This window comes from Micromonospora sp. CNZ285 (assembly GCF_004637285.1).
Genome location: NZ_SPQD01000001.1, coordinates 3,654,191 through 3,679,524, shown reverse-complemented (window position 1 = coordinate 3,679,524; position 25,334 = coordinate 3,654,191). Strand labels below are relative to the sequence as shown.

The window sequence follows — 25,334 nt, the reverse complement described above, 5'->3', positions numbered from 1 at the left end:
GTGATTCGTGGTCACCCACCCGCCCGCGCGCCACGGTGCGCCGCGACCGCCCGCTGGGTCTCCGCCTGCACCAGATCCGCGTTGATCATCGCCGCAGTCCAGGCGCCCGCCGCCGCGGCGGCGCCGACCTGCGCCGACAGGTTCGTCACGTTGCCCGCGACCCACACCCCAGGCACATCGGTACGCCCCGACTCGTCGGCCGGCAGGTACTCGCCCATCCCGCTGGGGTGCGGTTGCGGGCGCAGGCCCAGCCCGGCCAGGAACCCGGCGCGCGCCACCATCCGGGGCGCGACGGTGAGCACCTCGCGGTCGACGGTGCGGCCGTCGCGCAGGCGTACCCCGGTCAGCCGGTCCCCGGCCGTCTCGACGGCCGCGATCTCGCCCTCGACCACCGGCACGCCGCGCGCGGCGAGCTGCTCGGCCTGCTCGTCGGTGAGCGGCGGCGCGGTGTGCCGCAGGTAGACCACGTCGTCGCTCCACTGCCGGAACAGCAGCGTCTGGTGCACCGACATCGGGCCGCTGCCGATCACCCCGATCGGCCGCTCGCGCACCTCCCAGCCGTGGCAGTACGGGCAGTGCACCACGTCCCGTCCCCAGCGCTCGCGCAGGCCGGGCACCTCGGGCAGCTCGTCGACCAGGCCGGTGGCGACCAGCACGTGCCCGGCGCGCACCCGGCGGCCGTCGGCGAGCGCCACCGCGAACCCGTCGCCGTCGCGGTCCACCGTCTCGACCCGGCCCTCGGTCAGGTGCCCGCCGTAGCGGCGCACCTCGTCCCGGCCGCGCGCCAGCAGCTCGGCCGGCGGCACGCCGTCGTGCCCCAGCAGGGCGTGCACGCCGTCGGCGGGCGCGTTGCGGGGCTCGCCCCCGTCCACCACCAGCACCGACCGGCGTGCCCGGGCCAGCATGAGCGCGCCGTTGAGCCCGGCCGCGCCGCCGCCGATCACCAGTACCTCGTAGTTCTCGGTCATCGTGACCACCTCCGCGACCAGATTGCGGCGAGGTCCGGCAGAACTGCAAACTCTGTTGCTGATGTGGCAAACTGGTGAGCATGGACGACGACCTCGACCAGGCCCTCGACGCGGTCGGCCCCCGGCTGCGCGCGCTGCGCCGCGAGCGGGAGACCACACTCACCGACCTCTCCGCCGCCACCGGCATCTCGGTGAGCACGCTGTCCCGGCTGGAGTCCGGCGGTCGCAAGCCCACGCTGGAGCTGCTGCTCCCGCTGGCCCGCGCGCACGGCGTCACGCTCGACGAACTGGTCGGCGCCCCGCCCACCGGCGACCCGCGCGTCCACCTGCGGCCGGTCGCCGCGTTCGGGATGACCATGCTGCCGCTCACCCGCCGCGCCGGCGGCATCCAGGCGTACAAGCTGATCATCCCGGCCGGCGGGCGGTCCGAGCCCGAGCCGAAGACCCACGAGGGGTACGAGTGGGTCTACGTGCTCAACGGGCGGCTGCGGCTCGTGCTCGGCGAGCACGACCTGGTGCTCGAACCCGGTGAGGCGGCCGAGTTCGACACCCGCGTACCCCACTGGTTCGGCCGCGCCGACAGCGAGGGGGTGGAGTTCCTCAGCCTCTTCGGCAGCCAGGGCGAACGCGCCCACCTGCGCGCCCGCCCCCGCGCGTCCCGCTGAGCGGCGTCCGCGAACGCGCCCGCCACGGCGCCGGGGGCGCGACGATCGGCGGGTGACCTATGCGGACGTCGGCGGGCTGCGGATCTGGTACGAGGAGCACGGCACCGGCAGGCCGCTGGTCCTGCTGCACGGCGGATACGGGTCGACGGAGACGTTCGCGCCGGTCCGGCAGGCGCTCGCCGCGCGTCGCCGGCTGATCGCCGTGGACCTGCGGGGCCACGGCCGCACCGGCGGTCTGGACCGGCCGCTGCGGTACGAGTCGATGGCCGACGACGTCGCCGGGCTGCTGCGTCACCTCGGCCTGCCGCGCGCCGACGTGCTCGGCTACTCGCTCGGCGGCGGGGTGGCCCTGCGTACCGCGATCCAGCACCCCGCCCTGGTCCGCCGCCTGGTGCTCGTCTCCACGCCGTTCCGGCGCAGCGGCTGGTACCCGGAGCCGCTCGCCGCGATGTCCGCCCACGACGAGCGCGCCGCCGAACGCATGCGCGGCACCCCGCCGTACGAGCGGTACGCGCGGGTCGCGCCCCGCCCGCAGGACTGGCCGCTGCTCTGGACCCGCAGCGGGGACCTGCTGCGGCGGGACTACGACTGGTCCGCCGAGGTGGCCGCGCTGCCGATGCCGGTGCTGCTGGTCTTCGCCGACGCGGACGAGATCCCGGTGAGCCACGCGGCGGAGTTCTTCGGCCTGCTCGGCAGCGGTCACCGGGACGCTGGCGGCGACGGCGCCGCCCGGCCCGCGTCCCGGCTCGCGGTGCTGCCGGGGCTCACCCACTACGACGTGGTGGCCTCACCCGCGCTGCCGGCCGCGGTGCTGCCGTTCCTCACCCATCCGGCGCGCGCCCCCGGCTGACTCACCCCCACGAGCGCCGGGGCGTCGGCGCGCGCCGCCGTGCGCGGGCGCAGCAGCGCGTACGCGAGCACGACGGCGACCACCACGAGTCCCGCGCCGACCGCGAACGCCGCGTGGAAACCGCTGGTCAGGGCGGCGGCCCGGTCGTCGCCGAGCGCGACCCGGTCCGTGGTACGGGCGGCGGCCAGCGTGGACAGCACCGCGACGCCGAACGCCATGCCGAGTTGCTGGGTGGTGTTGAACAGCCCGGAGGCGAGACCGGCGTCCTCGGCGCGGGCGGCGGACATGCCGAGCGCGGTGAGCGCCGGCAGCACCAGCCCGAACCCGCCGGCGAGCAGCATCACCGGGAGCACGTCGGGCAGGTAGCGGCCGTCCGCAGGCACCCGGGCCAGCAGCGCGAACATGGCGGCGAGCAGCGTGAGCCCGGCGATCAGCACGGCCCGCTCGCCGAAGCGGGCGTTGAGCCGGGCCGAGACGCCGAGCGACACCGCGCCGATGACCACGGCGGCCGGGAGCAGCGCCAGCCCGGTGCGGGTGGCGTCGTAGCCGAGCACCTGCTGGAGGTAGAGCGTGACGAGGACCTGGAACGCGAACGTCGCGGCCACGGTGAGGATCTGCACCACGTTCGCCACGGCGACGCCGCGCGAGCGCAGGAGCCGCAGCGGCATGAGCGGGCGGCGCGCGGTGGCCTGCCGGGCCACGAACCCGGCGACCAGTGCGGCGGCCAGCGCGCCGCGGCCGAGCGTGTGCGCCGACGTCGCGCCGTACCGCTCGATCGTGACCACCGTGTAGATGCCCAGCACCAGCCCGGCGGTGACCAGCAGCGCGCCCGCCACGTCGGCTCCGGCGGCCAGGCCCAGGCCCCGGTCCGCAGGCAGCGTACGGACCGCGAGCGCGATCGTCGCCAGGCCGATCGGCAGGTTGATCAGGAAGATCCAGTGCCAGCCCAGCGCGTCGGTGAGCAGGCCGCCGGCGACCTGGCCGATGGCCGCGCCGGCGGCGCCGGTGAACGCGAACACGGCGAAGGCCCGCGCCCGCCCGGCGGCGTCGGGGAAGAGCGTGACCAGGATGCCGAGGCTCACCGCTGTGGCCGCCGCGCTGCCGACGCCCTGGAGGAAGCGGGCCGCGACGAGCGTGGCGCTGTTCGCCGCCACCCCGGCCAGCACGGAGGCGGCGGTGAACAGCGCGGTGCCGCCGAGGAACATCGTACGGCGACCGATCAGGTCGCCGAGCCGGCCGGCGAGCAGGAGCAGGCTGCCGAACGCGATCAGGTACGCGTTCACCACCCAGCTCAGACCGGCGGGGGAGAAGCGCAGGTCGCGCTGGATGGCCGGCATCGCCACGGTGACGATGCTGCCGTCGAGGATGGTCATCAGGGCGCCGGTGGCGAGCACGCCGAGGGCGAGCCGCCGGGAGCGGGGAGCGGACATGGAGTCCTCCTGTCGAGAGGTGCGACAGGAGAGACCGTAACGGATAGTTCCGTTACAGACAATCTATTGAGGGACTATTGACGGGCCCGGCGGGCCGGCTTCGGACTCTGCACCGGCGTGGCCAGGTGGCCTGCGGCCAGGCGTTCCAGCGCGCGCAGGAAGACCTTCCGCTCGTCGTCCGGCAGGCTCGCCAGCGCCTCGGCGTGCACCCGGTCGACGATCTCCTGGCTGCGCGCGGCGACCCGGGCGCCCTCCTCGGTGACCGCGATGATGCGCGCCCGCCGGTCCGTACGCGACGGACGCCGCTCGGCCAGCCCGGCCTGCTCCAGCGCGTCCACCGTCACCACCATCGTCGTCTTGTCCATGTCGCCCATCTCGGCGAGCTGGATCTGCGTACGCTCCTCGGGCAGCGCGTGCGCGAGCACGCAGTGCATCCGTGCGGTCAGCCCGATCTCGGCGAGCGCCGCCGCCACCCGGGTACGCAACACGTGGCTGGTGTGGTCGAGTAGGTACGACAGGTCCGGGCTGCTCATCCGCCCAGCGTACCGATGATTCCGTGGCGGATGATCCGGCTCGGACCCGGTCCTGGCCCGGATACGATCTTGTGGAGATGTCGTCGGTGAGAGAGGTTGGGTGCGGTGAGCGACGAGCATGGCAGGCAAGTGGTGGTGGGTTACGACGGGTCTCCGGCCGCTAGCGCCGCCATCGAGGTGGGGGCGCTGCTGTTCCCCGGCGCGCACGCGTGGATCGGGCATCTGTGGACGCCTCCGTTCGCCAGCGAGGAACTGCGCAAGCGGCTCTGGACCGGCACCCGCAACATCAACGTGTTCGTGGAGGCGATCGAGCGCGAGGGCGGCCGGGAGGCCGACCGGATGACTGCGGTCGGCGTGATGCTGGGCCGGGCCGCCGGCTGGGACGCCGAGCCGCTCGTGTGCCGCAGCTACGGCGGTGAAGGACTCCGGCTCGCCGAGCTGGCCGACGAGAAGCAGGCCGACGTGCTGCTGCTCGGCTCGCGGGGCCTCGGCGGCGCCCGCGCGGTGCTCGGTAGCGTCTCCGACATGGCCGTGCACTACAGCCCGCGTCCCGTACTGGTCGTGCCGCACCCGCTGCTGACCGACGAGTACGACGCGCTCGCCGCCGGGCCGGTGGTGGTCGGCTGGGACGCCTCGGCCGGATCCGAGGCCGCGCTCGCCGCCGCCCGCCGCCTCTTCCCCGAGCGGGAGATCGTCCTGGCCGCCGTCGACGGCGACGAGGGGGACACGCCGGAGACCGTCGACGGGCAGCCGGTGACCACGGTGCGCGTCCGCGCCGGCGGCGGTGCTCCCGGCCGCGCGGTGGCCGACGCACTCTCCGCCGTCGCCACCGAACGCAAGGCGAGCCTGGTCGTGGTGGGCTCCCGTGGCCGCACGGCGGTCCGCAAGATCCTGCTCGGCAGCGTCGCCATGGCCACGCTGCACCGCGCCCACCGGCCGGTGATGGTGGTGCCGCAGAGCCCGGTCCGCGAGGCCGAGTAACCCTCCGCGCCGACCTCACGGGTGTCTCCCCGGCCGGGGAGACACCCGTGGCGTTCCACCCGCGTCACCGACGCGCGCGGCGCAGCCGCCGGTACGCCACCAGGCCGCCGAGCGCCAGCGCCACCAGACCCGCCCCCCACCACACCCGGCCGCCGGGTCCCGACGGCGGATCGGCCTCGCGGACCCGGCCGGCGCGTACCACCGAGTCCGCCACGTCGACGGCGAGCACCTGGTCCGGCGCGGTGAGCACGGTGACCGGCGCGGCGGCACCAGGCGTCAGGGCCAGGACCCGGATCGACCGCACGTTGCCGTACGCGGTCCGCTGGTCCATCGCCAAGCTGTCTGCGTACCAGCTCGGCGCGCTCGGCTCGGGCCGGTACGCGACCACCCACGCGCTCCCGTCCGGCAGCCAGCCGAGCAGCCGGATCGCCGTCACGCCCGAGACGGCAGCCAGCGGGGGCGCGGGCAGCTCCCGGCCGTCGGTGTCGACCCGGCGCAGCCGCCACCGGTCGGCGGCCACCTCGTGCCCGACCAGCGCCAGCGAGCCGTCGGGCAGCCAGGCCCCCTTGCCGGCGAGCGCGGTGTCGGGCGGCAACGCGAACGAGGAGATCTGCCGCCCGTCCGCGCTGCTCACGAGGACCTTCGTGCCGACCTGGTAGGCCAGCCGTGACCCGTCGGCGGCGAACGCCACCGGCGAGCCGAATCCCGGTACCTGCGTGGTCTCCAGCAGGCGGACCGCCCGGCCGGTGTCCAGCCGCACCAGGCTGAGCGTGTTGACGTACGAGCTGCGCTCCGGATCCGCTGGAGTCGTGTCCACGACCGCCAGCGCCGACCCGTCCGGCGCCCACCCGGCCGGCGCCGTCCCCACACTGCCCGGCCGAGGGCTGGGCAACCGCCGGACCGTGCCGCCGGCCAGGTCGATCACGTCCACACCGGGGCTGGTGGGCGACCCGTTCGGCACCGCGAGGAACCGCCCGTCGGGGGAGAGCAGCACCCCCTCCCCGGCCGGCACCTCGAAGCCCACCGTCCACGTCCGGTACCGGTCCGCGTCCGCCCCGACGATGCCGACAGCGCCGTTCTCGTCGAACAGGCCGGTCAGCCCGCGCGCCTGCCCGCTGAACACCACCGACGCCGGGCCGAGCGCGGGCCGGTCGGTGGCCCGCAACGCGCCGACCTGGGGCAGCCCGAGCCGGTCCGGCAGCGCCGCCCCGCCCGCGCCCGCCGGCGCGGTCCGGCCGTCCCCGCGTACCGTCAGCGGCACTGCTGCCACCAGCGCGAGCACCGCCGTGACCACCGCGGCGGTCCGCCACCGCGTGCGCCGCGCGGTCCGCACCGCCCGGTCGTGCACCGGGTACGCGGGCACCCCGGCCGCCGCCTCCCGCAACGCCTCCCGCAGCCGTACGCTCACCGCTCGCTCCTTTCCGGAGTCCGCTCCAGAAGCTCGGGGACCAGATCGCGGAGCCGGCGTACGGCGTCGTGCCCGTGCCGCTTCACGGTGCCCACCGAGCAGCCCAGCACCTCGGCCACCTGCGCCTCGGTCAAATCCTCGTAGTACCGCAGCACCACCACGGCCCGCTGCCGCGCGGTGAGCCGCCGCAGCGCCGCCACCACGCTCAGCCGCAACGCCGTCTCGTCGGTGTGGTCGCCGCCGCCGCGCTCGGCCGGCGTCGCGTCCAGCCGCTCGGCCACCCGCCGGCGGCGCCACCAGGAGACCTGCTGGTGGTACATGACCCGGCGCACGTACGCCTCCGGATCCCCCTCCCGGATCCGCCGCCAGTGGCGGTAGCTGCGGGCCAGCGCGCTCTGCAACAGATCCTCGGCGAGCTGGTGATCACCGGTCAGCAGGTACGCGGTCCGCGACAACGCGGGTGACCGCTGCACCACGAACTCGCGGAACGACTCCGACATGCCCACCCCCTCACCCGCAATGAACGCCGGTCGGGCCCAGGATGGTTGAGACGGCCGTCCCTTCGGCGGGCGCTGGCACCCGTCGATGTGCGGGAACTATCCTCGGGCCACGAGCCAGTCGCCATCCGACGGAGTTGTCGATGCTGAAAGGTCTGGCAGCAGACCGGCACGCGCAGGGGGACAGCCGCCGGCTCAACCTCGGCGCGTTGCTGCGGCGCGTCCACCTGACCGGCCCGGTCACCCGCGTCGAGCTGGCCGACTGGATGGGCGTCAACCGCAGCACGGTCATGGCGCTCACCGCGGAACTGGCGGCGGCCGGCCTGGTCCGCGAGGTGACGGCGGGTGGCAGCGGCCGGGCCGGGCGTCCCTCGCGTGTGGTGCGTCCCGCCTCCGACACCGTCTACGTCCTCGCCTTCGACATCGCCGTGGACCGGCTCGTGGCCGCCCGCGTCGGGCTCGGCGGTGTGGTGGCGGCGCGGCTGGAGGCGGAACGGCCACGGGCCGGGGCCGACCTCGACTCCGTGGTCTCGGTGCTCGCCGACTTCGGGCGGGCCCTGCACCACGCCGCGCCACCCGGATCGGTCTGCGTCGGCGTGGGCGCCTCCTACTGCGGCATGATCCGGCCGGGCGACGGGATGGTCCGCTTCGGACCGGACATGGGGTGGGTGGACCAGGCGTTCGGCGCCGAGCTGGCCCGGCGGCTCGATCTTGGCCTGCCCGTCCTGGTCGGCAACGAGGCGCACCTCGGGGCGCTGGCCGAGCATCAGCGCGGGGCCGGCGTCGGCGTGCAGAACCTCGTCTACCTGCACGGTGACGTGGGTGTCGGCGGCGGGATCATCGTGGGCGGGGAACTGCTCGACGGCGACGGCGGGTACGCCTCCGAGGTCGGGCACATGCTCGTGAACCCGTACCAGGGGCGGCCCTGCGGCTGCGGCTCGCGCGGGTGCCTGGAGGCCGAGGTCGGTGAGCGGGCGCTGCTCGACGTCGCGGGTCGCCCGGCGCGGGAGAAGGGGCGCGAGGCGGTACGCGGGGTGGTCGCCGCCGCCGCTCAGGGGGAACCTGCGGCGCAGGAGGCACTGCGGCACATCGGTGACTGGCTGGGCATCGGCGTGGCGAACGTGATCAACCTGTTCAACCCCGGCGTGGTGATCTTCGGAGGCACGCTCCAGGAGGTCTTCCCCGCGTCGGCCGCCCACGTCCGCAGCCGGATCGCCGCCAACGTGCTGCCCATCTCCCGCGACAAGGCCCGCCTGCGCGTGTCCGCACTCGGCTACGACGCGACGTTGATCGGCGCCGCCGAACTGGGCTTCTCCCCGTTGTTCGCCGACCCCCTGGGCACCCCCACGCGGGGGTAGCCCTCTGCGCCCGGTGATCTTGCAGTTTCGGCCCTGACAAAGCGCGCCGAAAGGGACATCCCGAGGACAGCAACTGCAAGATCGCCGGGGCGGGGCGGGGCGGGGCGGGGCGGGGCGGGGCGGGGCGGGGCGGGGGCGGGCGGGCGGGGGTCAGGGCTTCAGGCGGTGGGTCAGCCACGGGAGCAGGGACTCGCCCTGGAGGCGCTGGAACGCGCGCACGGTCGGGATGCCGGGTGGTGGGGGCTGGCGGGCGCCGTCGAGGAAGAACCCGGTGAGCCCGGCCAGCACGCCGGTCAGGTCGGCCGGGTCCACGCCTGCGGTCAGCGGCTGGGTGGCCAGCAGCGCGTCCGGGTCGTGTCCGCCGTACACCTGCACGTTGGCGACGGTGAGCAGCGTGTCCAGCCAGGCCGGCCCGCGACAGGCCCAGGGCCAGTCGACGACGGTGACCGACCCGTCCGGGCCGAGCAGCAGGTTGTCGGCGCGGACGTCGACGTGGCAGAGCGTGTCGCCGGCGAGCGCGGCCAGACCCCGGTCGGCGGCGGCGCACAGTTCGGGCAGGTGGGACCGGGCCCACGGGTCGAGGTCGGCCGGCGGGTCGGCCGCGAGGCGCCGCCAGCCGCCGAAGTCGTGTGCGAGCCGTTCGGCGGCGGTGGGGGTGGGCGCGGCGGCCGGCGCCGGGGTGAGCGCGCCGGCCATCGTCTCCAGCGTGGACAGCACGGCGGTCAGCTCGTCGGCCCGCCACGGCGTGACCGGGTGCCGGCCCTCCACGTCGGTGAAGACGAGCGCGATCCAGTCGCCGTCGTCGTAGCTGCCCAGCAGCCGGGGCGCGGGCGTGTCCGGCGGCAGGGCGGTGGCGATGCGGGCCTCGGCGCGGTGCAGGTCGGGACTGCGGTCGTTCTGCGCCGGGCTGACCACCTTGACGAAGGCCCGGCCACCGCCTGCGGTACGGACGCGGTCGGCGGTGCCGGGGGAGAAGCCGCCCGACTGGGACCGCGCCGCCACCACCCGGTCGCCGAGGACGGCCTCGACGCCGTCGCGGACGTGTGCGGGCAGTTCGTGCCAGTGCAGCCGGGTCTTCGTCACCGCTCCACGGTGCGTGCCGCCCGCCGTCCGGGGCAACCGGGTTAATCGTTGCGCGTGTAGTGCAGGACGACCACGCCGGCGTCGAACGGGCGCGCCGAGGTGAGCGTGAGCCGGCGCGGATCGAAGCCGCTGTCGACGAGCTTGATGCCACTGCCGACGACCACCGGGTTGAGCTTGACCACCAGCTCGTCGATCTCGTCGAGGAGCTGACCGGCGAGCTGCCCGCCGCCGCAGAGCCAGATGTCACGCCCGGGCCGGGTCTTCAGCTCGCGGACGAGGGTGGCCGGGTCGCCGTCGACGACGTGCACGTCCGGGTAGTCGGCAGGGGGCAGGGAGCGGCTGAACACGTACTGCTCCAGGTGGGCGTACGGGCTGGTGACGCCGATCTTCAGACCCGGCTCGTAGCTGCCGCGACCCATCAGCACCGTGTCGAAGCGACCGCTGGGCGGGGAGTCGATGCCGAGCTGGGCGTGGGCGAACGTGGGCAGCGTCTGGGGCCACTCGGCCACCAGGTGGGGCGCCAGGTCGGGCGTCAGTGGAAGGAAGTCGAACGACCCGTCGGGCGCGGCGATGAAGCCGTCGAGGGTACTGGCGACGAAGTACACGAGCTTGCGCAAACCGGCTCCGATGTCCGAGGTGATCCACGACGGCTGTCGTGGTTCGGCGATGAATCTACAACACCTGTCGTAGTTGTTGCTAGTGTGTTCGCGTGGCCAGGAATCCGGAACGCCGTACCCTGCTCGCCGACGCCGGGCTGCGGGTGCTCGCCGACGCGGGCGCGCGGGGGCTGACCCACCGGGCGGTCGACGCCGAGGCGGGCGTACCCACCGGCACCACCTCGAACTACTTCCCGTCCCGCGCGTCGCTGCTCGCCGGTCTGGCCGAACGCATCTTCGACCGGATCGCGCCCGACCCGGCCGTCCTGGCTGACCTCGGCAGCCGCGAGCCGTCACTCGCGCTGATGACCGACTACCTGCGCGACATCGTCGCCCGCACCACCCGCGAGCCGGGCCTCACCCGGGCACTGTTCGAGCTGCGGCTGGAGGCCGCGCGCCGCCCGGAGCTGCGGGCCGCGCTCGGCGGCGTGCTGCGCCGGGGGTACGCCGACGACGTCGCCCACCACACCGCCGCCGGGCTACCGGGCGGGGCGTACGAGGTGGCGCTGCTGCACTACGCGGTCGACGGGCTCCTGCTCGACCTGCTCACCACCTCGATCGACGCCGGGTTCGACACCGATCAGGTGGTCTCCACCCTCGTCTCCCGTCTGGTCGGCGACGCCACCCGTTGAGCCTCCTCGCCGTGCGTTAACCCGGGGCGGCCAGCGGGAACGCTGGCGCGGACGCCCCTGGGAAGGAGCAACGGATGAGGGAACGCACCGGACTGACCATCGGCGTGCTCGGGTCCTACGGCGGTCGCAACCTCGGCGACGAGGCGATCCTCACGGGTCTGCTGGACGATCTGCGCCGCCACGAGCCCCATGCCCGGATCATCGTCTTCTCCCGCAACCCGGCGCACACCGCGCTGGCCCACCCCGAGGTCGAGGCGGTGCCGTGGGAGGGCGTCAGCCGGGTCGATTCGTCCCCGGTGCTCAACCAGCTCGACCTGCTCATCCTCGGCGGCGGCGGGATCCTCTACGACAAGGAGGCCCGGCGCTACCTGCGGGTGGTCCGGGTCGCCCAGGAGCGAGGACTGCCGCTGATCACGTACGCGGTGGGGGTCGGCCCGCTCACCGACACGCTGGACAGCGGCATGGTCCGCGAGACGCTGGCGCAGGCCGTCGAGGTGACAGTGCGCGACCAGGAGTCGCGGATGGTGCTGGAGGAGGCCGGCCTGGTCAACCCGATCACCGTCACCGCCGACCCGGCGTTCCTGCTCGAACCGGAGGAGTTCCGCCAGCAGTGGCTGCGTGAGGAGGGCGTACCGGCCGGGTCCCGGCTGGTCGGGCTGAGCGTGCGCGAGCCGGGCCGGGCCGCCGAGCGGCTCGACGTGGACGGCTACCATCGCCTGCTCGCCCAGATCGGTGACTTCCTGGTGCACCGGATCGACGCGTACGTGCTGTTCGTGCCGATGGAACGCGACGACATCCGGCACTCCCACGGCGTGCTGTCGCACATGACCGCCGCCGACCGGGGCCGGATCCTGCACGGTGACTACCGTCCGGCGCAGATCCTCGGCCTGATGCGCCACTTCGACCTCGCGGTCGGCATGCGCCTGCACTTCCTGATCTTCGCGGCCATGATGGGCACGCCGTTCCTGCCGCTGCCGTACGCCGGAAAGGTCTTCGACCTGGCCCAGCGGCTCGGTGTGCCGGCGCTGCGCGGCGTGGAACGCGAGGTGGAGGGCCCGTTGCTGGCCGAGGTGGACCGGCTGTGGGACGAGCGGGAGGCCCGGGCCGACGCGACCGCGCGCCGGGTCGCGGAGGTGTGCGAGCAGGCGCGCGGCACGTCGCAGGTGACCCGCAGCGTGCTGGACAGCATCCGCGCCCGCACGCTGACACACGCGCTGTGAGCCGGGCCGTCAGACCGCCGGGCCGCGCCAGGCGTAGACCCACTCCCGGCCCGGCTGGTCGTCCGACTCCAGCTCGTAGATCTGCGCCTCCGCGAGCCCCTTCGACCCGAGGTGGTGGTGGGTCAGCGGCGGGCGGCCGTTGACGTCCAGCTCGACGGTGACGGTCTCGCCGTCGGCCGCGCCGCCCACCAGGGGGATCTGCACCGTGGAAGCCATGCGCCCATCCTGCCCCGGCCGGCCCGCCCGCGCAGGGGATCACGCGGGGCAGCGGGGCGGGCACACCACGTACTAGGGTCCGGAAATGGCGCACCCGACGATCGATCCGACACTCGGTCCGGTCCTCGCCCGCACGGGCGACGAACGGGCGATCCTCGACGCGTTCCTCGACTTCCACCGGGCCACAGTGCTGCGCAAGGTGCGCGGCCTGACCGACGCCGACGCCGGCCGGCGTCTGGTGCCCTCGCTGACCACCCTGGCCGGGCTGCTCAAGCACCTGACGGTGGTCGAGGGCAACTGGTTCCGCCGCCTGTTCGCTCCCGAGCCGGGCGACGTCTACGTCACCTCCCAGGCCGACGCCGACGCCAGCTTCACGCTGCGCGCCGGCGAGACGGTCGAGACGCTCGTAGCCGCGTACGAGGCGGCCTGCGACGAGTCCCGCCGGGTCGCCGCCCGCTTCGACCTCGACCACGTGGTGCCGCACCCACAGCTCGGCGAGGTGTCGCTGCGCTGGGTGCTGGTGCACCTGATCGAGGAGACCGCCCGGCACGCCGGGCACGCCGACATCCTGCGCGAGCTGACCGACGGCGAGACCGGCGCGATCTGACGGGTCACTCGCGGGGCAGCAGCCCGTCCGGATACTCCATCCCGTCGTGGGTGCAGGCGGCGGCCGCCACCCGGGCGGCGTACCGGGCCGCGTCGAGGACGCCCGCGCCGCGCAGCCGGGCGGCGATCACCCCGGCCGCGAACGCGTCCCCGGCGCCGTTGGTGTCCACGACCGGCCCGGGCGGGGTGGCAGCGGGCACGTGTGTCGGCGGCACGCCGGGGGCGTGCAGCGTCGCGCCCGCCGCCCCGGCGGTGACGAGTACCGTGCGCGGCGCCAGCTCGGCCGCCTCCTTCGCGGCCCGCTCGCCGAGCCGCGTGTCGCTGACGAAGACCAGGTCCGCGATCCGGGCGAACGGGCGGTGGTAGTCGTTCTCGCCGTCCCAGTCGTGCAGGTCGGTGGAGACCGACGTGGCGGTGCGCAGCATCGCCAGCGAGTCCCGGGCCCAATCCATGATCGACAGGTGGACGTGGGTCGCCTCGGCGACGAGCGCGGCGAGCTCCGCCTCGCCGAACGGCGCCGGCCCCGACCAGGGACGCGGGTCGTGCAGCGACATCCGCCGCCCGGCCGGATCGACCAGGTTCACCGAGCGGCGGGTACCGGCCGGCGCGTCCGCGAGCGTGGTCCGGATCGAGGTACGCGCCAGCGCCGCCCGCACCACGTCCCCGGCCGGGTCGGCGCCCAGCACGTCCACGAGCGCCACCCGCAGGCCGAGCGCGTGCGCCGCCAGCGCGACCCCGGCGCCGGTGTTGCCGATCCGCAGGTCGATCGGGGGCACCAGCAGCGAGTCGGCGACGGGCGGCGGCAGGGCGGGCACCCGGGCACGGACGTCGACGCCGAGCCCGCCGATCACGAGAAGGTCGACCATGGCGCCGACGATAGCGGTGCCCGGCGGCCTATCCTGACTCCCCGGGCGCCGTCTTCCGGCCCCGGCGTCGGCGAGGGGGAGCAGTGCTGGTCATCCACGGGTTGTGGCTGCCCGGCGCCGGGCTCGCCCTGTGGGCCGAGGACAGCACACTCCCGGCCCGCGCGCCCCGCCGCCCCGGCCGCGTCCCGCGCGAGCGCCCGCACCCGTTCGCCGCCGACCACGCCACGCTGGCCGCCGCGCTCGGGGTGCCGGGCGAGCCGATCTCCGTACTGCTGGACCTGCCGACCCGGGCCGGCTCGCCGCTGGACTCGCCGGAACTGGTCCGGGCCACCGTCGGGGAACCGGTCCGCGGCCCGGTCACCCGCGCCGGATGGCGCGCTCCCGCCCTGGGGTACGCCCCGGACGACGCGTACGCGCTGCTGCGCGCCCCGATGCCGGGCCCGGTCGGGGCGAGCCTGCGTCACCTGTGCGAGCTGGCCGACTTCGCCGCCGACCTGGTCGTACGCGGCCGGCTGCTGCCGGTCGTGCTCGAGGCGTACCCCGGTGGTGTGCCCGACGGAGGATCGGCCGCGACCGGCGGGCGGACCTCGGCGCGGCGGTCACCGGCGGCCTCGGGCGCGGCCGGTGCGGCCTCGGGTGTCGCGGGGGCCGGGCGGCGGCTGCGGGTCGTGAGGGCGGACGACGTGGCGACCGGGTTGGCGCTCTGGCGGCCGCTGCTGACCGGCATCGACGCGGCCTGGGCGCGCGACCTGGCGATGGCGTTGCCACCGGCGGCCCGCGCCGCCCGGGAGTGGCGACCGGAGCCGCCGGGTGCGCCGGGCGGCGCGGTGGAGGACGCGTGGGGCGGGCGGGCCGGCGACATCGGGGCCGGTGAGCTGGTCGCGGAGACGCTGGACGCGCTCGTCGACGCCGCCGCCCGGGTGGCGCTGGCCGACACCCGGCTGCACCGGGGGATGCGCCCGGTCGGCGCGGTGCCGCGCTGGCTGGCCGCGCTCACCGGCCCGGAGCGCGCCTTCCCGGCCGAGCCGGACGCGCTGGCGACGCTGCGCGACGAGCTGGACGCCTGGCAGCGCGACGCCGCGGGCGGCGCGGTACGGGCCACTTTCCGCCTCGTCGAGCCGGCCGTCGACCCGGTCGCCGAACTGGTCGAGGACGCCGTCTGGCGGGTCGAGTTCGGCCTGCACCCGGCCGACGAGCCGGGGCTCGTGGTGGACGCCGCGCACATCTGGCAGCGGCCCGCGCCGGCGCTCGCCGCCCGGGGCGTGGAACCGCAGGAGACGCTCCTGGCCGAGCTGGGCCGGGCCAGCCGGCTGTGGCCCGAGGTGGACGCCGCGCTGCGTACCGCCGCGCCCGAGGGCATGGAGCTGGACGCCGAGGGCGCGCACCGGTTCCTGCGCGAGGGCGCGCCGGTGCTGCACGCGGCCGGGTTCGGGGTGCTGCTGCCGTCGTGGTGGCGGCGCTCCTCGTCCCGGCTGGGGGCGCGGTTGCGGGCACGCAGCCGTACCGCGCCGGGTGCTGTCGCCACCACCGCCGGGAAGCTGGGGCTGGACGCGCTCGTCGACTACCGCTGGGAGCTGGCGCTCGGCGACGAGCCGCTCACCGCCGAGGAACTGGCGTCGCTGGCCGACCTGAAGTCGCCGCTGGTCCGGCTGCGCGGCCGGTGGGTCGAGCTGGACCCGCAGCGGCTGGAGGCCGGGCTGAAACTGCTGCGGTCCTCCGGCGAGCTGACGGTGGCCGACCTGCTCCGGATGGGACTGTCCGGTGACGACAGTGCCGGTGAGCTGCCGGTGCTGGACGTGGTAGCCGACGGCGCGCTCGGCGACCTGCTCGCCGGTGAGGCGGAACGGCGGCTCACCCCGGCCGACCCGCCGCCGGGCTTCACCGGGACGCTGCGGCCGTACCAGCGGCGCGGGCTGGCCTGGCTGGCGTTCCTCCAGTCGCTCGGGCTCGGCGGGATCCTCGCCGACGACATGGGCCTCGGCAAGACCGTGCAACTGCTCGCGCTGCTCGCCGGTGACCCGCCCGAGGCCGGGCCCACGCTGCTGGTCTGCCCGATGTCGCTCGTCGGCAACTGGCAGCGGGAGGCGGCGAAGTTCGCGCCCGGGCTGCGGGTCCACGTGCACCACGGCGCCGAGCGCGCCCGCGGCGAGGGCTTCGCCGCCGCGGTGGGCGAGGCGGACCTGGTGCTCACCACCTACTCGGTGGCCGCCCGGGACGCGTTCGAGCTCGCAGGCGTCGACTGGCACCGGGTGGTGGTGGACGAGGCGCAGGCGATCAAGAACGCCGCGACCCGACAGGCCGAGGCGGTCCGGTCACTGCCCGCGCGGCACCGGGTCGCGGTCACCGGTACGCCTGTGGAGAACCGGCTCGCCGACCTCTGGTCGATCATGCAGTTCGCGAATCCGGGGCTGCTCGGGCCGGCCGCGACGTTCCGCAAGCGCTTCGCCGAACCGATCGAGCGGCACGGCGACGCCGAGGTGGCCGAGCGGCTGCGCCGGATCACCGGACCGTTCGTGCTGCGCCGCCTCAAGACCGACCCGACGATCATCACCGACCTGCCGGAGAAGCTGGAGATGGAGGTGGTCTGCAACCTCACCGCCGAGCAGGCCGCGCTCTACCAGGCCGTGGTCGACGACATGATGGCGAAGATCGAGTCCAGCGACGGCATCGAGCGGCGCGGACTGGTGCTGGCCACCATGACCCGCCTCAAGCAGGTCTGCAACCATCCCGCCCAGCTGCTGCACGACGGCTCCGCGCTGGACGGCCGGTCCGGCAAGCTGGAACGCCTCGACGAGATCGTCGACGAGGTGCTCGCGGCGGAGGAGAAGGCGCTGCTGTTCACCCAGTACGCCGAGTTCGGCGGCATGCTGCGCGGGCACCTGTCGGCGCGTACCGGCCGGGAGGTGCTGCTGTTGCACGGCGGGGTCGGCAAGGCCGAACGGGACGCCATGGTGACCCGGTTCCAGACGCCGCAGGGGCCGCCGCTGTTCGTCCTCTCACTCAAGGCCGGCGGCACCGGACTCACCCTGACCGCCGCCAACCACGTGGTGCACGTGGACCGGTGGTGGAACCCCGCAGTCGAGGACCAGGCCACCGACCGGGCGTTCCGCATCGGACAGCGCCGCCGCGTGCAGGTACGCAAGTTCGTCTGCGCCGGCACCGTCGAGGAGAAGGTGGCCGCGATGATCGCCGACAAGCGCAGCCTGGCCCGGTCGGTGGTGGGCAGCGGCGAGCAGTGGGTCACCGAGCTGTCCACCGACACGCTGCGCGACCTGTTCCGGCTGGAGTCCGGGGCGGTGGTCGAGTGAGCCCATTCAACCGGTTCGACGACTACGGTCCGCCGGTACGCGTCGAGGGCGGCCTGCGGGCACGCAGCACCCGGGGCGCGATCGGGCAGTCCTGGTGGTCCCGGCGGTTCGTGGAGGTACTGGAGTCGTTCGCGCTCGGCTCCCGGCTCACCCGCGGCCGGGCGTACGCGCGCCGGGGCCAGGTGCTCCGGCTGGACGTGTCACCGGGCGAGGTCACCGCCGAGGTGCAGGGCTCCCGGCCACGGCCCTACCCGGTGCGGATCGGGCTGGCCGCGTACCCGGAGGAGACGTGGCGGCGGATCGAGGCCGAGCTGGCCGGGCAGGCGTTCTTCAGCGCCCGGCTGCTCGCCGGTGACCTGCCGGCCGAACTGGAGGAGCTGTTCGCCGACGCGGGCGCGCCGCTGTTCCCGGCCGAGATCGGCGAGCTGGACCAGCGCTGCGGCTGCCCCGACTTCGCGGTGCCGTGCAAACACCTGGCGGCCACGTTCTACCTGCTCGCAGAGGCGTTCGACGCGGACCCGTTCCACCTGCTGCACTGGCGTGGCCGGTCCCGCGCCGAGCTGCTGGACCGGCTGCGTATGCTGCGCGGCGCCGACGCCGGTGGCTCAGGCGGAGCCGGCGGTGCGGGCGCGGAGCCGGCCCCGGGTGCCGGGCCGGAGTCGGGCGCCGGGCCGGAGCCGGCCGGGACGACCGGTGTGCCGGTGGTCGGCGCGGCGCGGGCCCTGGCCGGGTTGCCGCCGGTCGAGGCGGACGCCGAACCGGACCGGTTCTGGCTGTCGCCAGTGGCGCTGCCGGACCGTCCGCCCACGCTCGCCACTGGCCCGGAGCTGCTGCTGCGCCAGCTCGGTTCACCCGGTGCCGGGATCGGCGGGCCGGGCCTGGCCGAGCGGCTGCGCCGGGCGTACCGGGAGTTCAGCCGCGGCGAAGCCGAGTCCCCCAGGGCGGCCGACGGCGGGGAACGGTAGCGTCCCCGCGGCTACAGCAACCGGCGGCGAAAGCGCCACATCACTGCGGCGTTGGCGACGAGCACCACCGCGCAGATCGCCCCGGCGAGCCGTCCGACGAGCACTGTCATCGCCGGCAGCGACGCCCACAGCACGATCGTCAACAGCATCATGTACCGGCCCCGGCGGCCTTTGATCCGGCTGTCCAACCGGGCGAAGAATCGTGGATCACTCTCCCGTAGCTGGCGGGTGATCTGTTCGAACCTGCGCTGATCCTCTTGGCTGAGCATGGCGGTGCCTTCCCCTCACGGCTTCAGCGGTTCGGCGGCATACCCGGATCGGAGGCCGGTCACGCGCCGCCGCTGCCGCTGTTTCGCCGGACCGGACAGGCGGAACGCGGTTCTCAGCGCAGGCTTATCCGTACCTTAAGTTTCGGTGAGGCGGTGAACGCTCCCGGCGGCGTCGCCGGGGTGCGAAACCTCGCATCCGGTCGGTGCGCGCCCGGGTCGGCCCTGCTCCGGAGGTCGCCGCGCCCCCACCGCCCCGCCGGGTCCTCTGCGGCGGGCCTGAGCACCGTCTTAAGTGCGCTCACGAGCGCGTTCGGCGCGCCTTGAGCGGCCGGGACGGCATGGCTACTTTCCCGTAGGCAACTTCTCCGGCAACCGTCGCCGCCCCTGCGCCACCCGACCCCCATCGGGTGGCAGGCGTGCCGGCGCTCGAAGAAAACGGGATAGGTACATGGCCGACCTGAACGTGCCACCGCGTCGACCCCGGGACGACCGCGGCTGGGACGGATACCAGCACCCCCATCCGGACGGGTACCGCGACCCGCACGCCGCGCCGCACCCCGGCGCCCACCCCGCCCAGGGCCCCCAGTGGGTCGGGCCGAACGGCTTCGCCCCCGCCGCGCCGGCCCCCGCCGGCTACCCCCAGTCCGGCGGCTACGCCCAGCCCGGCGGCGGGTACGGCCCGCCGCCCGGCGGTGGACTGCCCGACCTGGACGACGACGGCGACGAGGCCCCGAAGCGGGGCCGCCGCCGGGCGCTCGCCACCCTCGGCGGTGCCGTGGTGGTCGCCGGTGGCGCCGCCCTGGCCATGTCCCCGCAGGTGCGCGGCCTGTTCAGTGACGCGCCGGCCGGTGACGCCACCGGCACGGTGACCACCGACGGCAACGCGGCCCGGCCCAGCGGCCAGCAGCCGAGCACGGTACGGACCTACACCGAGCAGAACGAGAGCTACATGGGCTCCCGGGCCGGCGAGGCGCTCAAGCGCAACGCGCCGTCCGGTGGCCGGCTCTACGGCAGCCCGGCGGCCGCCGCCGAGGCGACCAAGGTGACGGTGAAGACGGTCCTCGCGAAGGACCCGATCCGGCACCTCGCGACCCGCACCACGTTCGCCGCCACCCCCAAGGTGATGGCCGACATCAAGCGGCTCGGCATCGACGACTGGCTGCGCCAGCAGCTCGAACCGGAGAAGATCGCCCCGACGAAGGCCGAGCTGAAGCTGGCCGAGCTGCAGTCGCTCAAGCTCAGCCCGGCGCAGCTGCGCGACCAGCGCGAGCAGCTCAACGAGAAGGGCGTCGACCCGGCCCGCGAGACGGTGGACGCCACCATCGCCCGGCAGATCTGGTCGGACCGGCAGCTGTTCGAGGTGATGGTCGACTTCTGGAACGACTTCCTGCACGTCGCCGCCGACTTCGACGGCGGGGAGAACTACCGCAACGCGTTCGACCGGGACGTCATCCGCAAGCACGCGCTGGGCAGCTACCCGGAGATGCTCGTCGCCGCGAACAAGCACCCGGCGCTGCTGCTCTACCTGAACCAGGTCGACTCGCGCAAGGACGCGGTGAACGAGAACCTGGCCCGGGAGAACCTGGAGCTGTACTCGGTCGGCGTCGACGGCGGCTACACCGAGAAGGACGTCCGCCAGGCCGCGCTGCTCCAGACCGGACGCGGTGTCGCCGACGGCAAGTACAAGTTCTTCGCTGAGCGGCACTACCTCGGCAAGGTGAAGATCCTCGGGTTCAGCCACGCCAACAACTCGGACGACCCGGTGGCCGCCGACAAGGTCATCGACTCGTACATCCGCTACATCGCGATGCACCCGTCGACCGCGCGGTACGTGGCACAGAACCTCGCCACCCGGTTCGTCTCCGACACCCCGCCGAAGTCCGTGGTGGACCGGCTCGCGAAGGCGTACACCACGAACAAGGGGCAGATCCGGCCGGTGCTGGCGACGCTGTTCAGCTCCTCGGAGTTCTGGGCCGCGATCGGCCAGAAGGTACGCCGCCCGATGGAGTACCTGGTCGCCACGTACCGGGTGCTCGGCGTCTCGCCGGACGCGGCCCCCGGCTTCACCGGCGACAACCGGCGCACCCCGTTCGCGCAGGGCCTGCGGCAGATCCAGGACAAGATGCGCGAACTCGGCCAGTACCCGATGGGCAAGCCCACCCCGGACGGCTACGCCGACGTCTACCTGGCCTGGACCTCGGCCGGGACGATGATCGACGGCTGGAACGAGGCCGGTGACCTGATCGGCGGCTGGCGCAAGCAGTTCACCTTCGTCAAGCCGGAGAAGCTGGTCGCGAAGCCGCCCGCCACCGCCGGGGCGTACGTGGACGCGCTGGCCCAGCGGCTGGTGCAGCAGAAGCTCAGCGCCAAGGAGAAGAAGCTCGTGCTCGCCGTCGCAGGTGTGGCCGAGAGCGCCAAGGTCGACGCCACCTTCAACGGGGCCATCGCCGCTGTCGCGCGGACGATCCTCGCGTCCCCCCAGCACCACCTCCGGTGAGGCATTCGATGGAGATGACCGTGAACCCGTACCCCCTGCACCCCGAATGCCCCGACCTGCGGCGGCTGGCCGACAACCCGGCCGAGGCGCTGCTGCGCGCGGAGGCGGACATCGTCGCGGCCGAGAACGCGGCCGAGACCGACCGGTACCGCCGGCTGGAGGAGATCGAGGAGGCGCAGCAGGACGGCCGGGGCGTCACCCGGCGTACCTTCGTCGCCGGCGCCGGCGCCGCCGCGACCGCGACCGCGCTCGCGACGGCACAGTTCGTCACCACCTCGGCGTCGTTCGCCGCGACCAAGACCGGCACGCTGATCCACGTCTTCCTCTACGGCGGGCTCGACGGGCTGAGCCTTGTCGCACCGGCCGACGACCCGGTGCTCGCCAAGGCGCGCCCCGACCTGCTGCTCGGTGACGACTCGCTGGCGCTGGCCCGCGGCTTCAAGCTGACCAGCGCGTTCGCGCCGCTGGAGAAGTGGCTCAAGGCCGGGCAGCTCGGCTTCGTGCCGGCCGTGTCCGACCCGCGGCTGTCCCGCAGCCATTTCCAGGCCGCCGACGCCTGCAACCTGGGCGGCCTGCCCGGCGAGACCGGCGGCCGGGGCTGGCTGGACAGCCTGGTCGACTCGCTCGGCAAGGGCACCGCGTTCCGCAGCGTCGGCATCGGCAGCACGCTGCCCCGCTCGCTCGTCGGCGTGAACGGCGCGATCTCCCTCAACAGCGTCGGCGACCTGCGGCTCAACGGCGACGACAAGTTCCGCGCGGCCACCGAGAAGGCGATCCGCGGCCTGTTCACCGGCATCAACCACCCGGTCGAGGAGGCGGTGATCGAGGGCATGGGCGCGCTCGCCACCGCCCAGAAGCTCGCCGCCAAGCCGTACTCCGCCGCCGAAGGCGTCGAGTACCAGGGCGTCGGGAACGCGTTCAAGCAGCTCGCCCAGCTCATCAAGGGCGGCGCGAACGTGCGGGTGGCGACGGTGGGCATGGGCGGCTACGACACCCACGAGAACCAGGGCACCCGCGAGGGCGGCCAGCTCTGGCGGCGGCTCAACGAACTCGCAGGCGCGATGGCCGCGTTCTTCACCGACCTGGGCGACCGGGCGGCGGACGTGACCATCATGGTGTCCAGCGAGTTCGGCCGCCGGGTCGGCTCCAACGGCGGCGGCACCGACCACGGGCACGGCGGCGTGGTCACCGTGCTGTCCGGCCGCAAGCTGGCCGGTTCGCTGCTCGGCACCTGGAACGGGCTGGACAAGCTGGACAGCGGCGACGTGCCGGAATACAACAACATGTTCAACGTCTACGGATCGGTCGCGCAGGGCCGCTTCGGCCTGACCACCGCCCAGGTGGACAAGGTCTTCCCCCGGCAGAAGTTCACCCCGGTCAAGATCTACGCGTGACGTACCAGGACATCCGCGCCGCCGGCCGTCGTACCGGGCATCCCGCCCCGTACGGCGGCCGTCCGGCTGCCCCCGTACCCCCGGGTCGTCCGCGCCGCGGACCCGGCGGCCGGCGTGCGCTCGCGGTGGTCTTCTGGCTGGGCCTGGTCGCCGCGGTCGGACCGTGGTGGCTGGACACCCCGTCCGGATCGCTCGCCGACACCGCCGACCTGCTCACCGCGGGCGGCCGGATCACCGGGCTGATCGCCGGCTACCTGCTGCTGGTGCAGGTGCTGATGATGAGCCGGCTCGGCGTGCTGGAACGCGCGCTCGGCGGTGAGCGGATCTCCCGGGTGCACCGTGACCTCGGCGCGACGCTGCTGGTGGCGGTGCTCGCGCACATGTCGCTGCTGGTGGTCGGCTACTCCCGGCAGGAACGCAAGACGGTGCTCGGTGAGGTCGGCGCGCTGCTGACCAACTACGAGGACATGGTCACCGCGTTCCTCGCCGCGGGCATCCTGGTCGCCGTCGCGTTCACCGCGGTACGCGCCGTGCGGCGCCGCCTGCCGTACGAGCTGTGGCACCTGCTGCACGCCGCCAGCTACCTCACGCTGCTGCTCGGGTACGCGCACCAGTTCAGCAACGGCGCGCAGCTCTACGAACCCGGCCCGGTACGGACCGGCTGGATCGCCGCGTACCTGCTGGTCGTGGCCGCGCTGGTGTGGGGCCGGATGCTCGCGCCGCTGGTGTTCAACCTGCGGCACCGGCTCCGCGTCGCCGACGTGGTGGCGGAGAGCCCGGACACCGTCTCGGTCTACCTGACCGGGCAGCGGCTCAACCAGATCGACCTGCTCGGCGGGCAGTTCTTCCGCTGGCGCTTCCTCAACCCCGGCTGCTGGTGGCAGTCGCACCCGTTCTCCGTCTCCGCCGCCGCCAACGACAGGTGGCTGCGGATCACCGTCAAGGTCGTCGGCGGGTACACCGCCGAACTGCGCGACCTCACGCCCGGCACCCGGGTCTGGGCGCAGGGCCCCTCCGGCACGTTCACCGCCGCGCACCGCACCCGGGAACGGGCGCTGCTCATCGCCGGGGGCAGCGGCATCGCGCCGCTGCGGGCGATGCTGGAGGAGCTGCCGCCCGGCGCGGCGCTGATCTACCGGGCGCGTACCCCCGCCGACGTGCTGCTGCACCAGGAGCTGGACTGGCTCGCGCAGGCCCGCCAGACCTCCGTCTGGTACGTCGTCGGCCGCCGCGACGACCCCGGCCCCCGCCAGGTGATGAACCCCGAGGGCCTGCGCCGGCTCGTGCCCGACCTGACCCGCCGCGACGTCTACCTGTGCGGCCCCGGCGGCCTGGTCGACGAGGCGGTCGCCGCGCTGCGGGCGGCGGGCGTGCCCCGCCGCCAGATCCACCTGACCGCGTTCGAGCTGTAGGAGAGGCACCGCCATGCGTCGCGCGATGCTCGCGATCACCGGACTGGCCGCCGGCACCACCGCACTGGTGGTGCTCAAGGGCGCGCCGGGCGCCGGGCAGGCCGGAGCGGACGTACCGGCCGCGCTGGCCCCGGTCGCCCCCGACGGCTCGGCCGCGCCCGAACCGCCGTCGCCCACCGGCTCCGCGCCCGGCGACGTCACCCCGTCGCCGCGCGCCTCGTCGAAGCCCACCCCGAAGCCGTCCGCCGACCGCAGCGCGGCCAGCCGCGGCGGCACCCGCACCCGCACCACGCCGGCCGCGCCCCGGACCACCACCAGCGCGCCGAAGGTCACCACCCGCACGGTGACCGGGCCGTCGGTCACCTACGAGTACGGCTCGCTCCAGGTCCGGATCACGCTCAGCGGCAGCCGGATCGTCGACGCCACCGCGATCGGACTGCCGCTGGGCGGGCAGTCCGGGCAGCGCAGCGACGACGTGCAGGCCCGCTACAGCGGCACCTCCGGCGAGGTGGTGGCCCGGCAGAGCGCCAACCTGAGCACCGTGTCCGGGGCCACCTACACCAGCACCGCGTACAAGCAGTCGTTGCAGGCCGCGCTGGACAAGGCGTGACCGTGCCGGTTCGTGCCGGTGCCGCCGCCGTCGTCGGTCCCGGTCCGTCCGCCCGGCGCGGCCTGCGCCGGGTCGAACACGTCATGGGTACGGCGATCAGCCTCGACCTGGCCGACGACCTGCCCGCGTCCACGCTGCACGAGCTGGCCGAGGACACGTTCGGCTGGCTGCGCGAGGTGGACGCGCGGTTCAGCACGTACCGCGACGACAGTGAGGTGTGCCGGCTGGACCGGGGCGAACTGCGGGCCGCGGACGCCTCCGCCGACCTGCGGGCCGTGCTGGCCGCCTGCGCCGACCTGTGGACCGCCACCGACGGGTTCTTCGACGCGTACGCGACCGGGCGCCTCGATCCGTCCGGTTACGTGAAGGGCTGGGCGGCGCAGGTCGCCTCGGACCGGCTGGTCGCCGCGGGCGCGCCGAACCACTGTGTGAACGCGGGCGGCGACGTGCGGGTACGCGGCCACGACGCGGCCGGCGAGCCGTGGCGGATCGGGGTGCGGCATCCGTGGGACGTGGCGGCGATCTGTCTGGTGCTGACCGGCACCGACCTGGCAGTCGCCACCTCGGGCGTGTACGAGCGCGGCCACCACGTGCTGGACCCGCGCCGGGGCGTACCGGCGACGGGTTTGCGCTCGGTGACTGTGGTCGGCCCGGATCTGGGCGTAGCGGATGCGTACGCGACAGCCGCGGTGGCGATGGGCGAACCGGGCCTGGCGTGGCTGGACCGCCTACCGTCCCCCTGGCAGCACGCCGTGGTAACGGACGAAGCCCACCAGCATCACTCCCGCACCCTGCCCACTCTGCCCGTCCTCCCCACCTGATCCCCGCCCGGCCCGCCTCTGTGCGGTGATCAAGGGGTTTGTGTCCTTCGGGGCGTGCTGGGGGGACACAAAGTCCTTGATCAACCGGC

The 25,334-nt window shown here is 74.5% G+C and carries 24 protein-coding genes; 14 read left to right on the top strand and 10 right to left on the bottom strand.

Features of this window, described 5'->3' with window-relative positions; translation table 11 throughout:
- Positions 1-11: 11 nt before the first annotated feature.
- The gene (locus CLT75_RS16515; protein ID WP_135241445.1) at positions 12-968 is read right to left on the bottom strand and encodes an NAD(P)/FAD-dependent oxidoreductase; all 957 of its coding nucleotides are present in this window, start codon (positions 966-968) and stop codon (positions 12-14) included.
- Between the two features lie 80 nt (positions 969-1,048).
- Here CLT75_RS16515 and CLT75_RS16510 point away from each other — a divergent pair, with 80 nt between their 5' ends.
- Together CLT75_RS16510 and CLT75_RS16505 are read left to right on the top strand one after the other, a co-directional pair.
- Complete coding sequence (locus CLT75_RS16510; protein WP_091421325.1) at positions 1,049-1,633, top strand: helix-turn-helix domain-containing protein; 585 nt, start codon at positions 1,049-1,051, stop codon at positions 1,631-1,633.
- Between the two features lie 52 nt (positions 1,634-1,685).
- Entirely contained in the window at positions 1,686-2,483 is a 798-nt protein-coding gene (locus CLT75_RS16505) for an alpha/beta hydrolase (protein WP_135241444.1), read from the top strand.
- On the opposite strand, the gene CLT75_RS16500 is transcribed toward CLT75_RS16505, so the two are convergent.
- Both CLT75_RS16500 and CLT75_RS16495 read right to left on the bottom strand, forming a co-directional pair.
- Entirely contained in the window at positions 2,405-3,913 is a 1,509-nt protein-coding gene (locus tag CLT75_RS16500) for an MFS transporter (RefSeq protein ID WP_135241443.1), read from the bottom strand. The genes CLT75_RS16505 and CLT75_RS16500 overlap by 79 nt on opposite strands.
- 74 nt (positions 3,914-3,987) lie before the next feature.
- Positions 3,988-4,446 carry a MarR family transcriptional regulator gene (locus tag CLT75_RS16495; RefSeq protein WP_135241442.1) on the bottom strand — a complete coding sequence of 153 codons (459 nt, stop codon included), beginning with the start codon at positions 4,444-4,446 and terminating at the stop codon, positions 3,988-3,990.
- Positions 4,447-4,551: 105 nt separating this feature from the next.
- On the opposite strand from CLT75_RS16495, the gene CLT75_RS16490 reads away from it, so the two are divergent.
- Positions 4,552-5,427, top strand: a complete 876-nt coding sequence (locus tag CLT75_RS16490) for a universal stress protein (protein WP_135241441.1) — start codon at positions 4,552-4,554, stop codon at positions 5,425-5,427.
- A 64-nt stretch (positions 5,428-5,491) separates the two neighbouring features.
- Here CLT75_RS16490 and CLT75_RS16485 read toward each other — a convergent pair whose 3' ends face one another.
- On the bottom strand, positions 5,492-6,835 hold the full coding sequence (locus CLT75_RS16485; RefSeq protein WP_135241440.1) for a beta-propeller domain-containing protein: 1,344 nt from the start codon (positions 6,833-6,835) through the stop codon (positions 5,492-5,494).
- The gene (locus tag CLT75_RS16480; protein WP_135241439.1) at positions 6,832-7,335 is read right to left on the bottom strand and encodes a SigE family RNA polymerase sigma factor; all 504 of its coding nucleotides are present in this window, start codon (positions 7,333-7,335) and stop codon (positions 6,832-6,834) included. Before CLT75_RS16480 ends, CLT75_RS16485 begins: the two co-directional genes overlap by 4 nt.
- A gap of 140 nt (positions 7,336-7,475) precedes the next feature.
- Between CLT75_RS16480 and CLT75_RS16475 the strand changes: the two genes are divergently transcribed.
- Positions 7,476-8,690, top strand: coding sequence for an ROK family protein (locus CLT75_RS16475; RefSeq protein WP_135241438.1), 1,215 nt, complete (start codon positions 7,476-7,478; stop codon positions 8,688-8,690).
- Between the two features lie 150 nt (positions 8,691-8,840).
- Here the strand turns inward: CLT75_RS16475 and CLT75_RS16470 are convergent, their stop codons facing one another.
- Together CLT75_RS16470 and CLT75_RS16465 are read right to left on the bottom strand one after the other, a co-directional pair.
- Positions 8,841-9,773: a phosphotransferase gene (locus CLT75_RS16470; protein WP_135241437.1), complete on the bottom strand. Its 933-nt coding sequence runs from the start codon at positions 9,771-9,773 to the stop codon at positions 8,841-8,843.
- A 41-nt stretch (positions 9,774-9,814) separates the two neighbouring features.
- Positions 9,815-10,390, bottom strand: a complete 576-nt coding sequence (locus CLT75_RS16465; protein WP_135241436.1) for a dihydrofolate reductase family protein — start codon at positions 10,388-10,390, stop codon at positions 9,815-9,817.
- A 92-nt stretch (positions 10,391-10,482) separates the two neighbouring features.
- On the opposite strand from CLT75_RS16465, the gene CLT75_RS16460 reads away from it, so the two are divergent.
- Positions 10,483-11,061 (top strand): TetR family transcriptional regulator, encoded by a 579-nt coding sequence (locus tag CLT75_RS16460; protein WP_135241435.1) that lies wholly within the window; start codon positions 10,483-10,485, stop codon positions 11,059-11,061.
- Between the two features lie 74 nt (positions 11,062-11,135).
- Positions 11,136-12,281: a polysaccharide pyruvyl transferase family protein gene (locus tag CLT75_RS16455; protein WP_135241434.1), complete on the top strand. Its 1,146-nt coding sequence runs from the start codon at positions 11,136-11,138 to the stop codon at positions 12,279-12,281.
- A 9-nt stretch (positions 12,282-12,290) separates the two neighbouring features.
- On the opposite strand, the gene CLT75_RS16450 is transcribed toward CLT75_RS16455, so the two are convergent.
- Positions 12,291-12,497, bottom strand: a complete 207-nt coding sequence (locus tag CLT75_RS16450) for a hypothetical protein (RefSeq protein WP_128138808.1) — start codon at positions 12,495-12,497, stop codon at positions 12,291-12,293.
- An 85-nt stretch (positions 12,498-12,582) separates the two neighbouring features.
- Between CLT75_RS16450 and CLT75_RS16445 the strand changes: the two genes are divergently transcribed.
- Positions 12,583-13,104, top strand: a complete 522-nt coding sequence (locus tag CLT75_RS16445) for a DinB family protein (RefSeq protein WP_135241433.1) — start codon at positions 12,583-12,585, stop codon at positions 13,102-13,104.
- 4 nt (positions 13,105-13,108) lie between these two features.
- Here the strand turns inward: CLT75_RS16445 and CLT75_RS16440 are convergent, their stop codons facing one another.
- Complete coding sequence (locus CLT75_RS16440) at positions 13,109-13,969, bottom strand: carbohydrate kinase family protein (protein WP_135241432.1); 861 nt, start codon at positions 13,967-13,969, stop codon at positions 13,109-13,111.
- A gap of 83 nt (positions 13,970-14,052) precedes the next feature.
- Here CLT75_RS16440 and CLT75_RS16435 point away from each other — a divergent pair, with 83 nt between their 5' ends.
- A complete protein-coding gene (locus CLT75_RS16435; protein ID WP_135241431.1) occupies positions 14,053-17,277 on the top strand; it encodes a DEAD/DEAH box helicase in 3,225 nt (1,074 codons plus the stop codon).
- The gene (locus tag CLT75_RS16430) at positions 17,274-18,242 is read left to right on the top strand and encodes an SWIM zinc finger family protein (RefSeq protein ID WP_135241430.1); all 969 of its coding nucleotides are present in this window, start codon (positions 17,274-17,276) and stop codon (positions 18,240-18,242) included. The genes CLT75_RS16435 and CLT75_RS16430 overlap by 4 nt, the downstream gene beginning before the upstream one ends.
- Positions 18,243-18,253: 11 nt before the next feature.
- Here the strand turns inward: CLT75_RS16430 and CLT75_RS16425 are convergent, their stop codons facing one another.
- Positions 18,254-18,511 (bottom strand): DUF3040 domain-containing protein, encoded by a 258-nt coding sequence (locus CLT75_RS16425; RefSeq protein ID WP_135241429.1) that lies wholly within the window; start codon positions 18,509-18,511, stop codon positions 18,254-18,256.
- A gap of 448 nt (positions 18,512-18,959) precedes the next feature.
- On the opposite strand from CLT75_RS16425, the gene CLT75_RS16420 reads away from it, so the two are divergent.
- The 5 genes from CLT75_RS16420 (at position 18,960) to CLT75_RS16400 (ending at position 25,245) form a co-directional block, all read left to right on the top strand.
- Positions 18,960-21,008 (top strand): DUF1800 domain-containing protein, encoded by a 2,049-nt coding sequence (locus tag CLT75_RS16420; RefSeq protein ID WP_135241428.1) that lies wholly within the window; start codon positions 18,960-18,962, stop codon positions 21,006-21,008.
- A 14-nt stretch (positions 21,009-21,022) separates the two neighbouring features.
- Positions 21,023-22,402, top strand: a complete 1,380-nt coding sequence (locus CLT75_RS16415) for a DUF1501 domain-containing protein (RefSeq protein ID WP_486485352.1) — start codon at positions 21,023-21,025, stop codon at positions 22,400-22,402.
- A complete protein-coding gene (locus CLT75_RS16410) occupies positions 22,399-23,814 on the top strand; it encodes a ferric reductase-like transmembrane domain-containing protein (protein ID WP_135241426.1) in 1,416 nt (471 codons plus the stop codon). Before CLT75_RS16415 ends, CLT75_RS16410 begins: the two co-directional genes overlap by 4 nt.
- 13 nt (positions 23,815-23,827) lie before the next feature.
- A complete protein-coding gene (locus CLT75_RS16405; protein ID WP_135241425.1) occupies positions 23,828-24,424 on the top strand; it encodes an FMN-binding protein in 597 nt (198 codons plus the stop codon).
- A gap of 83 nt (positions 24,425-24,507) precedes the next feature.
- A complete protein-coding gene (locus CLT75_RS16400) occupies positions 24,508-25,245 on the top strand; it encodes an FAD:protein FMN transferase (RefSeq protein ID WP_135244038.1) in 738 nt (245 codons plus the stop codon).
- Positions 25,246-25,334: the final 89 nt, after the last annotated feature.